The 12475-nt window shown below is 66.7% G+C and carries 14 protein-coding genes and 1 pseudogene; 6 read left to right on the top strand and 9 right to left on the bottom strand.

Annotated elements, in window-relative coordinates; genetic code table 11:
• Positions 1-5 precede the first annotated feature (5 nt).
• Positions 6-1196 carry a PPE family protein gene (locus AC0KTM_RS15305; protein WP_008260696.1) on the top strand — a complete coding sequence of 397 codons (1191 nt, stop codon included), beginning with the start codon at positions 6-8 and terminating at the stop codon, positions 1194-1196.
• A gap of 378 nt (positions 1197-1574) precedes the next feature.
• Here the strand turns inward: AC0KTM_RS15305 and AC0KTM_RS15300 are convergent, their stop codons facing one another.
• The 3 genes from AC0KTM_RS15300 to AC0KTM_RS15290 all read right to left on the bottom strand — a co-directional run bounded on the left by AC0KTM_RS15300 (position 1575) and on the right by AC0KTM_RS15290 (position 3754).
• Positions 1575-1910, bottom strand: coding sequence for a TFIIB-type zinc ribbon-containing protein (locus tag AC0KTM_RS15300; protein WP_014942886.1), 336 nt, complete (start codon positions 1908-1910; stop codon positions 1575-1577).
• A gap of 122 nt (positions 1911-2032) precedes the next feature.
• Positions 2033-2770, bottom strand: a complete 738-nt coding sequence (locus AC0KTM_RS15295) for a DUF1275 family protein (protein WP_008260692.1) — start codon at positions 2768-2770, stop codon at positions 2033-2035.
• Positions 2771-3100: 330 nt separating this feature from the next.
• Entirely contained in the window at positions 3101-3754 is a 654-nt protein-coding gene (locus AC0KTM_RS15290) for a cation efflux transmembrane domain-containing protein (RefSeq protein ID WP_043955849.1), read from the bottom strand.
• Positions 3755-4364: 610 nt separating this feature from the next.
• On the opposite strand from AC0KTM_RS15290, the pseudogene AC0KTM_RS15285 reads away from it, so the two are divergent.
• Positions 4365-4754 (top strand): annotated as a pseudogene (locus AC0KTM_RS15285) (hypothetical protein); the annotation flags it as partial.
• 28 nt (positions 4755-4782) lie between these two features.
• On the opposite strand, the gene AC0KTM_RS15280 reads toward AC0KTM_RS15285, so the two are convergent.
• The 3 genes from AC0KTM_RS15280 to AC0KTM_RS15270 form a co-directional block, all read right to left on the bottom strand.
• Positions 4783-5007 (bottom strand): deoxyribodipyrimidine photolyase, encoded by a 225-nt coding sequence (locus AC0KTM_RS15280; RefSeq protein ID WP_225328495.1) that lies wholly within the window; start codon positions 5005-5007, stop codon positions 4783-4785.
• Positions 5008-5029: 22 nt separating this feature from the next.
• Entirely contained in the window at positions 5030-5524 is a 495-nt protein-coding gene (locus AC0KTM_RS15275) for an SRPBCC family protein (protein ID WP_225328494.1), read from the bottom strand.
• A 72-nt stretch (positions 5525-5596) separates the two neighbouring features.
• Positions 5597-5896, bottom strand: coding sequence for a glycosyltransferase family protein (locus AC0KTM_RS15270; protein WP_238956312.1), 300 nt, complete (start codon positions 5894-5896; stop codon positions 5597-5599).
• Between the two features lie 143 nt (positions 5897-6039).
• On the opposite strand from AC0KTM_RS15270, the gene AC0KTM_RS15265 reads away from it, so the two are divergent.
• Positions 6040-7065, top strand: a complete 1026-nt coding sequence (locus AC0KTM_RS15265; RefSeq protein WP_225328492.1) for an Rv2578c family radical SAM protein — start codon at positions 6040-6042, stop codon at positions 7063-7065.
• 1 nt (position 7066) lies between these two features.
• On the opposite strand, the gene AC0KTM_RS15260 is transcribed toward AC0KTM_RS15265, so the two are convergent.
• A complete protein-coding gene (locus tag AC0KTM_RS15260; protein ID WP_472416054.1) occupies positions 7067-8650 on the bottom strand; it encodes a purple acid phosphatase family protein in 1584 nt (527 codons plus the stop codon).
• A gap of 101 nt (positions 8651-8751) precedes the next feature.
• Between AC0KTM_RS15260 and AC0KTM_RS15255 the strand changes: the two genes are divergently transcribed.
• Positions 8752-9195 carry a hypothetical protein gene (locus tag AC0KTM_RS15255; protein WP_238956309.1) on the top strand — a complete coding sequence of 148 codons (444 nt, stop codon included), beginning with the start codon at positions 8752-8754 and terminating at the stop codon, positions 9193-9195.
• Here the strand turns inward: AC0KTM_RS15255 and AC0KTM_RS15250 are convergent.
• Entirely contained in the window at positions 9170-9694 is a 525-nt protein-coding gene (locus tag AC0KTM_RS15250) for a helix-turn-helix domain-containing protein (protein ID WP_472416052.1), read from the bottom strand. The genes AC0KTM_RS15255 and AC0KTM_RS15250 overlap by 26 nt on opposite strands.
• Before the next feature lie 71 nt (positions 9695-9765).
• Here AC0KTM_RS15250 and AC0KTM_RS15245 point away from each other — a divergent pair, with 71 nt between their 5' ends.
• Positions 9766-10563 (top strand): aldolase, encoded by a 798-nt coding sequence (locus AC0KTM_RS15245; RefSeq protein WP_472416050.1) that lies wholly within the window; start codon positions 9766-9768, stop codon positions 10561-10563.
• Between the two features lie 36 nt (positions 10564-10599).
• On the top strand, positions 10600-11481 hold the full coding sequence (locus tag AC0KTM_RS15240) for a dihydrodipicolinate synthase family protein (protein WP_238956307.1): 882 nt from the start codon (positions 10600-10602) through the stop codon (positions 11479-11481).
• Between the two features lie 110 nt (positions 11482-11591).
• Here AC0KTM_RS15240 and ypfJ read toward each other — a convergent pair whose 3' ends face one another.
• Entirely contained in the window at positions 11592-12470 is an 879-nt protein-coding gene (ypfJ, locus tag AC0KTM_RS15235; protein WP_238956306.1) for a KPN_02809 family neutral zinc metallopeptidase, read from the bottom strand.
• Between the last annotated feature and the right edge of the window lie 5 nt (positions 12471-12475).

The raw sequence follows: 12475 nt of genomic DNA, 5'->3' as shown, positions 1-12475 counted from the left end.
GGTGAATGATGGATTTCGCAGCTTTGCCACCCGAGATCAACTCGGCAAGGATTTATGCCGGTCCGGGCCCGGGCTCGATGCTGGCCGCAGCGTCGGCCTGGGCGGGGCTCGCCGAGCAGCTATATGCGGAGGCCGCTTCGTATTCCTCGGTGGTTTCAGGGCTGACGAGCGGACCGTGGCTGGGTCCGGCGTCGGCGGCGATGGCCGCCGCGAGCGCCCCTTTCGTGGCGTGGATGGACACCACTGCCGCCACGGCACAGCAGACGGCTTCGCAGGCCATGGCGGCCGCGGCCGCCTATGAGTCGGCCTTTGCGATGACGGTGCCGCCACCAGTCATCGCGGCCAACCGCAGCCTGTTGCTGTCGCTGATCGCGACCAACATCCTCGGGCAAAACACGCCCGCGATCGCGGCCACCGAGGCACAGTACGCGGCGATGTGGGCCCAAGACGTCGCCGCGATGTATGGCTACGCCGCCGCCTCGGCCAGTGCGTCGCTCCTGACCCCGTTCACCCCGCCGCAGCCCGCCAGCAACCCGGCCGGCCTGGCCGGACAGGGGACCGCGGTCGGCCAAGCTGTCGGCAGCTCGGCCAGCACCGACGCGCAAGCGGTCCTGTCTCAGGTGACCTCCACGGTGCCCACGGCCCTGCAGCAGCTCGCCTCCCCGCTATCGTCCACGTCCGAGTCATCGACGGGGTCGCTGTCGTCGTTGAGTTCGTCGCTCAGTTCCATGAATCCGGCGTTGTCGATGACAAGTTCGGTTGGGTGGATATCGAGTGCGCTGCTCTCGAACGCGAATCAGCTGAAATCTCTGATGCCGGCCGTCACCGCCGCCAGCACCGCAGCTTCGGGACCGGGGCTGACGGGCGCGCTTGCGTCCAGCGCGCTGGGAGCACCCGGCTCAGCAGGACTCGGCGGGGCGGCCGTGTCGGCGGGCGTGGGCCGGGCGGCCACGGTCGGGGCGTTGTCGGTGCCCCAAACCTGGGCATCGGCGGCCCCAGCAATGAGTTCTGCCGCGACGGCGCTGCCCAGCACCAGCCTGGCCACTGCCCCAGGAGCCACAACGGGGGCTCCCGCAAGCATGCTCGGCGCGCCGCTGGCAACGATGGCCGGGCGCGGCATAGGCAACGTCGGCGAAACCGACCTCCGGTTCATGCCCCGCCTGACAGTGCTACCACCCTCGACGACCCTCGGATAACAAAGGAGGAACACCACACCGCCGTAGTCCGGGGCTGTGGCCATATCGAGCAGAAGTGTGGGGTCCCGCCGCACCGCTTCATCTCACATGTGTTAAAAGATGACTCGAGGGGACGCCAGGTCGCGATCGTGAAACGGACCGACACCGTCGCACCGAAAAACGTCAAGCTACGCTGCGATCCGCGCCGCACACAGACGACCCGTTGCGGCGATTTACAAATCAATGCCAGGATCGCGCCGCTCAGATCCTGGGCACGCCGGCGCTGAGTTGGCTGAATTGACTAATTCAAGAACAACCCAGCATGGCATCAGTTACGGCGGACGCTACCGGTAGCAGACCACGACCAATCCTTAACCGGACCGCGTCAACACATCAATGTCAGTGATGTCCGCCGCGATATCCTCCGTGGCGACCACCGTAATAGCCTTCTCCGAACAATCCACCCAAAAATCCTCTAGGGCGGGGATTTTCGACGTACGCGGGCTGCGCTGGGTACTGCGCAGGCGCATACCCTCCCGGCGGTGGCGCGGGTTGGGGTGGCTGTTGGGCGGCGTAGAACTTGGCCTCGGCCTCGGAGAGTTGCTCTAGTTCGCCCCGGTCCAGGAAGACGCCGCCGCAACCCGTGCACTGATCGATCGTCACGCCGAAGCGCTGCACCGGCAGCATCTGCGACACACACCGCGGACACAGCAGCGTTGACTCTTTGGCCTCCATTGATCCGCGCTCGTCTGCCATTTGGACCTCCCTAATCAGGCAACGGCGATGCCTTACCCGCCCAGACTAACAAACTATAAACGCATGCGCATATACGAATGCGCATGGCTTGGGCTCCGCGGTTACCCCGCCGTCGCCTGATCAGCAAGGGAGCGATGCGAGCGCTCGGGGGCCGATATCGCGCGGGCCAATCGGGTGCTGCGCCGCCGGCTATACAGCAGGCTGGCTATCGCGACAGCCAGGCAGGCGGCAGCTGGAAGAAGCAGTGCGTTGTGGCCCAACCGGCCGCCAATGAGGGCGCCCGTCGCGCCGCCGCCGACGAATAGCACCACGGTCGTCGTGAGCACCGCGGCCTTCCACTTGTCCATCCCGTGGCGGCGGCTGCGGCCCAGTATCAATCCGAGGTCGGTGATGGTGCCGGTGAAGTGCGTTGTGCGGATTGCCATCCCGGGCGAGTTCGAGGTCATCGCGTTTTGCAGCCCGCACGCGGCCGCAGCCAGCAGCGCCTTGAACCCGGGAATCTCGATACCGGCTGCGGCCAACAGCAGCGCGGCCTCGGCGAGCAGGACCGCGGCGTGGCGCGCACTGGTGTGGGTTTGCACCGGCGCCAGTACAGCGCCGGCCCCGGCGGCTCCGGCCAGAAATCCGCCTACGATCAGTGCGATCATGCAGCTCTCGTACAGCAGCGGATTGGCTGAATCCATGCCCAGCTGGGTGCTCAACGCGGTCAGGTTGCCCACCGGAAACGCCAAGACCAGCAGCGCCACCGAATTGATGAATCCGGCAACCCCGGCCAGCAGCCCGTTGTAGCCGAGCACCAGCGCCCGCAGGCGCGTCTCACGGGTTGGCGTGTCCGGCATGTCTTTCCTGTCCGGTGATAGGCGGTGGCACAACGCTACCAAGACCGCGTTAAGAGAAGTCGCCTCCGCCCAACGCTGCTGCCCGAGAAAACCTATAAAATTTCGGATTGGGGGCCACTGCTGGCGCCATCACAACTGCCAGTCGCCATGGTTGTTCGACATGGGAGGTGCCCGCATAGCGGGCCCATTGGTGAACGCGAGTTATGGAGTAGTCCCAAAGGCGGGGGTGGTCAGCGATCCGGCACAACCACGGCCGATGGCGGAGGTCACCAGCAGCCGCCTGCCCCATCCCCCCGCGGCTGACGGTGCTCGCTGACGTGTCGTTCTGATTCAACATCCACAGTCCTCGCCGCGCCAGGCTCGAATGCCTTGCCACACGGCGACCGCGGCGATCGCAAGCCCGATCGCCGGATCAAACCACCAGCTCCCCGGCCAGTGGGCAGTTACCGCCAGGCCGACCAACACCGCGGCGGCCTGGGCCGCACAAAGATAGTTCTGGGTACCTTCGCCAGCGGTGGCCGGCGAGCCCAGCCGGACGGCGAGTTGCTTTTTGGCCCGGCCGAGGATAGGCATCGCCAACAAGGTAGCGGCCGTCAACACGATACCGATCATCGACGTCTCAGCGTGGTGCCCACCAGCGAGGTGCCGAATAGATTCGGCGGCGATGTAGGGGGCTGTCAGCCAAAACGACACCGCAACACCGTGCTGGGCGCGCCGTTCGGCGGTCTCGGACAGAGTCCGCGAGCCGGTGAACCGCCACGCCACCATCGCGCTGGCCAAGCCCTCTGGCGCGCTGCTTAGCGCCCACCCAGTCAGTGCGATAGACCCGACCGCCAGGCCCTGCCACAGCCCCACGACACCCTCGGTGAGCATCGCGATCAGGCTGACCCAGGCCAGACGCCGCGCCCAACGCGCGGCGCGATGCCATTCCCCGTCCCGCGCCAGAGACGTCTGCCCGACGTGCGTGGACTCCGCGCAGCACAGATCATCTGCAAGCTCGGTGGGATCGCCGACTGGACGGAAACTACTCACGAGGTTGGCTCCGTTAGCCAGCCGTCCGCGCCGCAGCTCGGGCACAAACCCACCGCATGGCCCATCACGGCCGACACGGCCCCCGAATAGCTGAGCCCATCAGCGAATGAGTGCTGCATCAACCGGGACAACAAAGTCAGCCCCGGTGGATCGGACACCGCCACGCCTCGGAGATGTAGGCAAACAGCGCATATCGATATCACCGACCGCTCCAAAACCACCAGCTGCAACTCATTAATAGACTGCAACATTTGCACTGGGCCATCTTATAGCCGGCGCGCAACCGCCCCGGCACCGCCACACTGTGACGGCTTCCGTTGAATTTGCGCAACATGGTGCGCGCACGCTCACTCCCATCCCGGGGTTCTGCGGTGGTAAACATCGAGGTCTCAGATGGCAGTGCTGATCCCGGTGCGGAGTTCTCAGCCCTGGCGTGGCGCGGTGGACTCCGATGAGGTGACGATGTGGCGCATCCAACCAGCACTCGCCGTGTGCCCGGTTTGCGGATCCTTAACGCGAATCCTTCTAGGCCCAAAGTAAGCGGGCACATTCATGACTTATCACTAACCTCAAGGCTTTGTGCCGGACGCATCATTTGGTGAAAACGTTTTGGGGCTGGCGCGACCAGCAACTGCCCGACGGCACGCTGATCTGGACCTCCCCGGCCGGGCGCACTTATGTGAGCACCCCGGGCAGCGCCCTGCTGTTTCCCAGCCTGTGCGCACCCACCGCCGAACTGCCACTGCCCGCCCCGGCGCCAAGACCCCAACCCTGCGCCGACCGTGCCGCGATGATGCCCCAACGCCGCCGCACCCGCACCCAAGACCGCGCCACCCGCATCGCCACCGAACGCAAACACAACCGACTGGCGCGCCAGGCCGAAAGGCCTTCGCACGCTTGGTATTCCGATTCGACCCACGCCGTCGGGGATGGGGAGCCGCCGCCGTTCTAACGCGCCGGCGTCGGACGGCGCGGTCCGGTCATTTCTTGCTGGGAATGACGATCACCACAATCAGGGTGAGGATGGAGAAGAACAGTCCAAGGATTCCCCATCCCAGTGGGTTGCGGCCCTTCATCATGGCGATGACGCCGCAGACTATTGCGGCGATGATGCTGCCGATCGCGACGAAAATCCCTTTGATGCCACGCAGAATGAAGCCGGCCGCGACGGGATCCGAACTCGCCAGAATCATCGAATGCAACATGTCGATCCTTTCTGCCGCCCGGCTACAGGATTATTCCTCGGGGATAACCGCGGCGGACGGTGCGGTCGAGAATCCCCAGGGTCGCCCGCAGCGCGCCCTCAGACAGGATCGGGAAAATCCCGGCTTCCCGCCACTTGGGGTCGATGTCCGACCAGTCGTAGAACGAGGTGACCACGGTGGCCGCGCCGTCTTCGGTGGGCGCCAGCACGTAGCCGTACACATGGCCGATCGGCGGTTGGATCTGCCCCAGAACCGTCCACGCAATCAGGCGATCCTGCTCGAACTGCTTGATGTCGACGGTGACGTCGTATCTGCCCAATTGCGGGAAATCATTCAAGGATTCGCGGTCCATGTGGACGACGAAGGTGTCGCCGACGCCGCGCACCGGATCACCCTCGGCGTCTTGGAGCATCCCGGACGAATCGATCGCCACGTGGCCCTGCGGGTCGCACAGCACGGCGAAGATGTCCGACGCGGGTGCGGCGATTGTGCGGGAAGTCTCGATGCGTTCGGTCATAAGTCCTCGTGGCTGACGTGGAGGGCGACGATCCGAAGCTTAGCCCCGGGTCCGGCCTTCATCAGAAGAGGGCTAATGCGGTGAGTTGACCAGATAACACTGCACGCGGCGAACGGCGTCCTCGCGCTTGACTCCCATGTTCACCAACCTCTCAACGACTTCGGCAGCTGGCACACCCGAAATAATGTCGTTGTCAATCACATGGACGCTGGGGAACCACAGGTCTGCACTCACCCCCGGCGGTGGGGGCTTCGCGTCGCCTCCGATGCATTGGGCGTAGCCATTGGCGCCGGTTTCCGCGTGAGCGGGCGACGCCCCCATCAGTACGACGACGGGAATGCCTACCGCCGCCGCGACATGGATCAAACGCATGCCTGAACACCCCGCCTTCGCCTCGGTTAACCGAAACTAATCTGGTTTGCTACCTCGCACAAGGCCGACTTTCGAAGGCGCACACAGGGTCGGATGAGCCGCCGGCGCTTGACTCGATCTCGAACTGATGTTCGAATGAAGGGATGCGGTGGGCAAACCAGGCCGTCGCGGTCAACGGGAAGCCGGTGGAGGACGGGGCGCTGCCGGGGCTGCAACGTATCGGTTTCGTCCGCAGCGTGCGCTCGCCGCAGTTCGAGGGGATCACCTTTCACGAGGTGCTGTGCAAGTCCGCGCTGAACAAGGTGCCGAACGCGGCGGCCCTGCCGTTTCGCTATACGGTCAACGGCTACCGCGGCTGCTCGCATGCCTGCCGGTACTGCTTCGCCCGGCCCACCCACGAATATCTGGAGTTGAACTGCGGCAACGACTTTGACACCCAGGTCGTCGTCAAGACCAACGTGGCCGAGGTGCTGCGCCGCGAACTGCGCCGCCCGTCGTGGCAGCGCGAGACCGTCGCCCTGGGCACCAACACCGATCCCTACCAGCGGGCCGAGGGGCGCTACGCGTTGATGCCCGCCATCATCGGCGCCCTGGCCGAATCGGGTACGCCGTTCTCGATCCTGACCAAGGGCACCCTGCTGCGCCGCGACCTGCCGCTGATCGCCGACGCCACAGCGCAGGTCCCGGTGTCGGTCGCGGTGTCGCTGGCGGTCGGGGATGCCGAGCTGCACCGCGACGTCGAGCCCGGCACGCCCACCCCGCAGGCCCGGCTGGGTCTGATCGGCGCGATCCGCGCCGCGGGGCTGGACTGTCATGTGATGGTCGCGCCGGTGCTGCCGTATCTCACCGATTCCGTCGAGCATCTCGACGGGCTGCTCGGCCAGATCGCGGCGGCCGGCGGCGGCAGCGTGACGGTTTTCGGTCTGCACCTGCGCAGCTCGACCCGCGGATGGTTCATGTCCTGGCTGGCGCGCTCCCATCCCGAACTGGTCGGCCGCTACCGCGAGCTGTACCGGCGGGGCGCCTACCTGCCGCAGGGTTATCGCGACATGCTGCGGGAGCGGGCCGCCCCGCTGATCGCCAAATACCGGCTGGCCGGCGATCACCGCCCGTTCTCCCAGGCGGTTTCGGCCGCGGCGCCGGAACCCGTTCAGCAGACGTTGTTTTGAGCTAGCCGGTCTTGTCGCGGCGCGGCTTGGTCAGCGTGAATTCGTCGATCACGACCATGGCGCCGAGCGGGCCCCGCAGCGCATAGTGCGTCGCCTTGATCGAGGTGTTGCCGCCGGGGTGGCCCGGGTCGACGTCGAAAGCCGCGAAGCCGTAAGGGTTGTCGCGGTCGCGGAACGCCGACCATGGCGCGTCCTCGAGGACGTAGATCGGCGCCTTGCGCCGCAGTCCGGGGTCAAACGCCCCCACGCCGGTGACCACCCGGCATCGGGGTTCGGGGAAGAACATCCCGTTGCTCGGCGCCGAGGTGCCGCCGCCGCCGATGACCAGGTGCACCGTTCCCCGGGTGGAGTCGATGAGATCGCTTCGGGTGTCCACGGGTATCGGCGTTCGGGTGTCGGTCCCCAGCGTCCCCCGCAACGGGTGCGAGCGCTCGTAGTGGTGTTCGTGGCCGCACACCACCAGATCGACCCCATACCGGTCGAACAGCGGCAGCCATTCCTCCCGAATGCCCAGGTCGGCCCCGTTGGTCTTGTCGGCGGTGGAGATCGCCGTCTGGTGCATGCACACGACCACCCAGTCGATGTCCGGATCGCTCCTGGCCGCGGCGAGTTCGCTTGCCAGCCAGCGCTTTTGCTCTCCGCCGGAGTAGCCGTGCACGTAGGAGTTGCCGCCGTCCTGGTAGGCCACGTCGTCGTTGGCCAGGCTGATCACCCGCACCGACCCGGCGGTGAACGAGTACCACAGGCCGCGGGTCTGGGGGCTGGAACCGGAATCGGGCACCGCGAAGTAGGTCTGGTAGGCGCCGTAACCGATTGGGCCGTTCCCCAATTCGTTCTCGTGGTTGCCGGCCGCCGGCATCCAGGGCCGGTGGCGCGCCGAGCGGGTGTTGTTGTCGAACCAGTTCGACCAGGTGCGGATCCGGTTTTGGGCCAGGTTGGCGTAGCACAGGTCGCCGTTGACCAGGTTGAACAGCGGGCCGAGGCGCTCGATGGCCATGGTGGTGTCGGCGGCGGCGGGCGAGCCGATGTTGTCGGTGGCATAGCGACCGTCGGGCATCTTGGCCAGGGCCGGGGTGGATTGGTCGCCGAAGCTGGTGAAACGCAATGGCTTTCGTCCCGACGGTGCCGTGCGCACGGTTCCCTGTTCCGGTTCGGCGCCGTCGTGCACCGCGGCGTACACGTAGTCGGTGTCCGGGGTCAGGTCGGTCAGCCGGGCGTGGTTGACGCGAACTTCGGTGTTGGACTTCGCGTCCCGGTAGGTGCGGGTCTCGGCGGCCACGGTGCGGCCGAAGCCGGATGTCGGTGTGCCGAGCATGACGCGCGGATTGCGGACGGCGTCGGTGGTGTGCCAGGAGACCACCACCTCGGTCGCGGCGTCCTTGCCGAATTGCAGGTGCAGGCCGCCGATCGGCGGCGCGCCGTTGCGGTCGGGCTGCAACCAGGCCGACGGCCCGCGGGAGCTTGCGGACTGCGACCACAGCAGCGTGGCGCCGCCCACCCCGACGCCGCCGAGGACCGCGGAGGCCGCACTCGATGTGAGTAACCGGCGGCGGCTGATGCCGGCGGGTTCCGAATCGGTGCTCACCCTTGCTTCATACCGGAGCCGAGCAACCTGAAGGTGAACGCCCCGCATGGTAGGAGCCGTTTCCCGGATGCGGCTGTAACGGATTCGGTAGCGTTTGAGATATGACGAACGTGCGAATAGCGACCACGGGGATCGCGGCGGCGACGTTTGCCGCGGCCGCTGCGATGATTGCGACGCCCGCGACCTCCCATGCGGATCCCGCCGGCCACCAGGTGACGTACACGATCACCGCCACCGGCAACCTGACCGGCAACGTCAGGTACATGAACAGCGATCCGCCCAGCCAGGCGGCCTTCAACTCGAACTCGTCGCAGTTCCTGAACACCGTGCAGACGGCGTTCGCCGCCGGGCAGCCGCTCGTCTACAACGCCACCCTGGCGGACCCCAACCAGTGGGCGTTCGTCAACGCCAGCGGCGGATGCCACTGGCCGGACTGCGACTCGTCGAACATGCCGCAGATTCAGTGCCAGATCGCGGTGGACGGCCAGGTCGTGGTGACCCAGAGCGCCACCACCGGCGTCACCTGCTCGACGCGTCCCTGGTAGCCACGACGACGACTTCGGCGGGTTCGGCGCCCACGGCCCGGACCTTGTGGCTGATCGACGCGTCGAAATAGGCGCTGTCGCCGGGCCCGAGCGTGTACGTCTGATCCCCGTAGTCGAGTTCGACGGTCCCGGCGTGCACGAACATGAATTCCTGACCCGCGTGCTCCGGATGCGGGTCATCGGCCAGCATCTCCGTCGGGCGAACCACGAACGGCGACATCGACTTTCCCAGCAGCGACGCGGCCAGCACCCGGTAGCGCTCGCCCTCGGCGGTCGCGGCGCGTTCGACGGTGATCTTCTCGTGCGCCGCCTCGTCGGAGAACAGCCGCCCGACGTCGACGTCCAGCGCCTTGGCGACCTTGAGGGCGACCGCGATCGACGGCGTGCTGCGCCGACGTTCGATCTTCGACAGGTAGCTCTTGGTCAGCCCGGTCTGCTGGGCCAGGGCCTCCAGGGTGAGGCCGCGTTGCTTGCGGACCGCGCGCAGCAGTGCGGTCACCGGCCGCCCCTCTCATGACACAAGGTTTCCTATAGTGATACTATTGTGTCATATCGCCGAGGGAGCCCGTTATGGCCAGCACGTTCACCGATTCGAAATCCGACTTGATGCGCCGGGCCGCCGAACAGTTGACGGCCTTTCAAGCCAAAGACGCCGCCGATTCGCAGCTGACCACACGCCAGAAGCTGGCCCTGACGTGCCGCGCGCTGTTCGACGCCGGGCACGACTCCGGGCTGGCCGGACAGATCACCGCCCGCGCCGAGGCGGACGGCACCTACTACACCCAGCGGCTCGGCCTGGGTTTCGACGAGATCACCGACGCCAACCTGCTCCTGGTCGACGAGGACCTCAACGTCCTCGATGGTGACGGGATGGCCAACCCCGCCAACCGTTTTCACAGCTGGATCTATCGCGCCCGCCCCGACGTGCAATGCATCGTGCACACGCACGCGTTCCACGTGGCGGCGCTGTCGATGCTGGAGGTTCCGCTGATCGTGTCCCACATGGACACCACACCGCTCTACGGCGACTGCGCGTTTCTGGCCAAGTGGCCGGGCGTGCCGGTCGGCAACGAAGAGGGGGAGATCATCTCCGCCGCGCTCGGCGACAAGAAGGCGGTCCTGCTGGCCCACCACGGCCACGTCATCGCCGGCGCCAGCGTCGAGGAGGCGTGCTCGTTGGGAGTCCTCATCGAGCGCGCCGCCAAACTGCAGCTGGCCGCCATGGCCGCCGGCACCGTCAAAGAGCTACCCGAAGAACTGGCCCGCGAGGCCCACGACTGGACGCTGTCGCCGCAGCGTAGTCGCGCCAACTTCGCCTACTACGCCCGCCGGGCCCTGGCCCGGCACCCGGACCTGCTGGCCGGCTAAACCGTTACCCACCAACCGAATCCGAGGAGTCCGCCTGTGGTGCAAACGTCCGAGACCAAGATCCACGGCATCATCGCCTACCCGGTAACGCCGTTCTCTGGGGACGGCATCGACACGAAACGCCTTGCGGCGCTGGTCGACCGGCTGGTGTCCGCGGGCGTTCATGCGATCGCGCCGCTGGGCAGCACCGGTGAACTGGCCTATCTGGACGAACCCGAATTCGACACCGTGGTCGACACCACCATCGCCACCGTCGCGGGCCGGGTGCCGGTGGTCGTCGGCGTGTCGGATGTGACCACCGCCAAGACCGTTCGGCGCGCCACCTACGCCCAGCAGGCCGGGGCCGACGCCGTGATGATCCTGCCCGTGTCCTACTGGAAGCTGAGCGAGCGGGAGATCTTCCAGCACTACCGCAGTATCGGCGACGCCATCTCGATCCCGATCATGGCCTACAACAACCCGGCCACCAGCGGCGTCGACATGCCGCCCGAGTTGCTGGTCCGCATGTTCGAATCCATCGACAACGTGACCATGGTCAAGGAGTCCACCGGCGACCTGACCCGCATGCAGCGCATCGCCGAACTGTCCGGCAACCGGCTGCCCTTCTACAACGGCAGCAACCCGCTGGTGCTCGACGCGCTCAAGGCCGGCGCGTCCGGATGGTGCACGGCCGCACCGTGTTTGCGGCCCCAGCCGTGCATCGACCTCTACGAGGCGGTGCGGGCGAACGACCTCGACACGGCCCAGAAGCTGTACGACGATCTCAAGCCGCTGCTCACCTTCATCGTCGCGGGCGGACTGGCCACCACCGTCAAGGCCGGTCTGGAGCTGCTCGACTTCCCGGTCGGGGACCCGCGCGCGCCGCTGCTCCCGCTCGATGAGCAGGGTCGCACCGAACTGAAAGGCCTACTGGCTTAGCCCGATTGCCCTACTCGTCCTCACCCCGCTGCGCGGGCTGCATCGTCGTAGGGCTAGCCCGATTGCCCTACTCCTCCTCACCCCGCTGCGCGGGGTGCATCGTCGTAGGGCTAGCCCAATTCCGGCGCGGAGAAGGTGTCGCACTTCTTCGGGTCACCGGTCTGATAGCCGACGGTGAACCAATGCTGGCGCTGGTCCGAGGAACCGTGCGTCCAGGACTCGGGGTTGACCCGTCCGGTCGCCTGCTTCTGGATGCGGTCGTCGCCCACCGACGCCGCGGCCGAGAGGGCGTCGGCAATGTCCTTGTCGCTCAACGGCTCCAGGTAGGGCACACCGGTGCTCTCCTGCTTGACCGTCGAGGCGTAGTGCGCCCAGATCCCGGCGTAGCAGTCGGCCTGCAGCTCGGTGCGCACGCCGTTGCCGCCGGAGCCCTGCGCGCCCTGCTGGGCGCGGCCGAGCAGGCCCTGCAGCTGTTGCACGTGGTGGCCGTATTCGTGGGCAACGACGTACTCCTGGGCGAATGGCCCACCGCTGGAACCGAATCGGTCGACCAGCTCTTGGAAGAAATCGGTGTCGAAGTACGCCGTCTGGTCGGCCGGGCAGTAGAACGGCCCGACCGCGGTGGTGGCCGCCCCGCAGCCGGTGCTCACCCGGGCGGTGAACAGCCGCACATGGGGGCGGGTGTAACCGTTCATCAGCTGATGCCACACCGCGTCCACGGAGTTGCCGGTGGCGACCACGCGGCACTGCACGTACTTGTTGGCGTCGGCGCCGGTCTTGCACTGGCTCAGGTCGAAGCCGGGCGCGGAATAGCCGCCGGTGTTGGTCTGCGGCTGGTTCATCACGCGACCGGGGTCGACGCCCAAAAACAGCGCCCCGAGCAGGATGATCAGCCCGAGGCCGCCGCCCCCGACGGCCATCCCCATCCCGCCGCCGCCGGACGACGACGCTGCGCTGGTGTCGATCTGCATGCCCTCGTTGAAGGTCATGACAC

The organism is Mycobacterium sp. NTMscope_Eco_3 (genome assembly GCF_976985685.1).
Note: the sequence above shows the minus strand (reverse complement) of the source record. Positions and strands in the feature narration are given on the sequence as shown.

Bases quoted from the DNA above. Each gene is read 5' to 3' on its own strand.
- AC0KTM_RS15305 (WP_008260696.1), top strand. From the start codon at position 6: ATGATGGATTTCGCAGCTTTGCCACCCGAGATCAACTCGGCAAGGATT.
- AC0KTM_RS15300 (WP_014942886.1), bottom strand. From the start codon at position 1,910: ATGGAGGCCAAAGAGTCAACGCTGCTGTGTCCGCGGTGTGTGTCGCAG.
- AC0KTM_RS15295 (WP_008260692.1), bottom strand. From the start codon at position 2,770: ATGCCGGACACGCCAACCCGTGAGACGCGCCTGCGGGCGCTGGTGCTC.
- AC0KTM_RS15280 (WP_225328495.1), bottom strand. From the start codon at position 5,007: ATGTTGCATTCGATGATTCTGGCGAGTTCGGATCCCGTCGCGGCCGGC.
- AC0KTM_RS15275 (WP_225328494.1), bottom strand. From the start codon at position 5,524: ATGACCGAACGCATCGAGACTTCCCGCACAATCGCCGCACCCGCGTCG.
- AC0KTM_RS15270 (WP_238956312.1), bottom strand. From the start codon at position 5,896: ATGCGTTTGATCCATGTCGCGGCGGCGGTAGGCATTCCCGTCGTCGTA.
- AC0KTM_RS15265 (WP_225328492.1), top strand. From the start codon at position 6,040: ATGCGGTGGGCAAACCAGGCCGTCGCGGTCAACGGGAAGCCGGTGGAG.
- AC0KTM_RS15255 (WP_238956309.1), top strand. From the start codon at position 8,752: ATGACGAACGTGCGAATAGCGACCACGGGGATCGCGGCGGCGACGTTT.
- AC0KTM_RS15245 (WP_472416050.1), top strand. From the start codon at position 9,766: ATGGCCAGCACGTTCACCGATTCGAAATCCGACTTGATGCGCCGGGCC.
- ypfJ (WP_238956306.1), bottom strand. From the start codon at position 12,470: ATGACCTTCAACGAGGGCATGCAGATCGACACCAGCGCAGCGTCGTCG.